The sequence below is a fragment of the Haloferax sp. Atlit-12N genome (genome assembly GCF_003383095.1).
In the GTDB taxonomy this organism is placed as follows: Archaea; Halobacteriota; Halobacteria; order Halobacteriales; family Haloferacaceae; genus Haloferax.
Window position 1 is genome coordinate 1 of the sequence record NZ_PSYW01000069.1, and the last position, 518, is coordinate 518.

The window sequence follows — 518 nt, forward strand, 5'->3', positions numbered from 1 at the left end:
GGGCTCGAGGAGCGCGGCGAGGTCGTCGTCATCGGGGCGACGAACCGCGTCGACGCCATCGACCAGGCGCTCCGCCGGGGCGGCCGCTTCGACCGCGAGATCGAGGTCGGCGTCCCCGACCGCGACGGCCGCAAGGAGATCCTCCAGGTCCACACGCGGAACATGCCGCTGACCGACGGGGTCGACTTAGACGAGTACGCCGAGAACACCCACGGCCTCGTCGGGGCCGACTTAGAGTCGCTCGCGAAGGAGTCCGCGATGCACGCGCTGCGGCGCATCCGCCCGGAGATCGACCTCGAGAGCGACGAGATCGACGCCGACGTGCTGAACAACATCCAGGTGACCGAGGCGGACTTCAAGGAGGCGATGAAGGGCATCGAGCCCTCCGCGCTCCGCGAGGTGTTCGTCGAGGTCCCGGACGTCAGTTGGGACCAGGTCGGCGGGCTCGAAGACACCAAAGAGCGGCTCCGCGAGACGATCCAGTGGCCGCTGGAGTACCCCGAGGTGTTCGAGGAGCT

General features: G+C 68.7%; 1 protein-coding gene. It reads left to right on the forward strand.

The genetic code is table 11. The features are described 5' to 3' along the window. Positions 1-518: AAA family ATPase (locus C5B90_RS20035; RefSeq protein WP_115883641.1), on the forward strand; the 518-nt coding region annotated here is incomplete at both ends.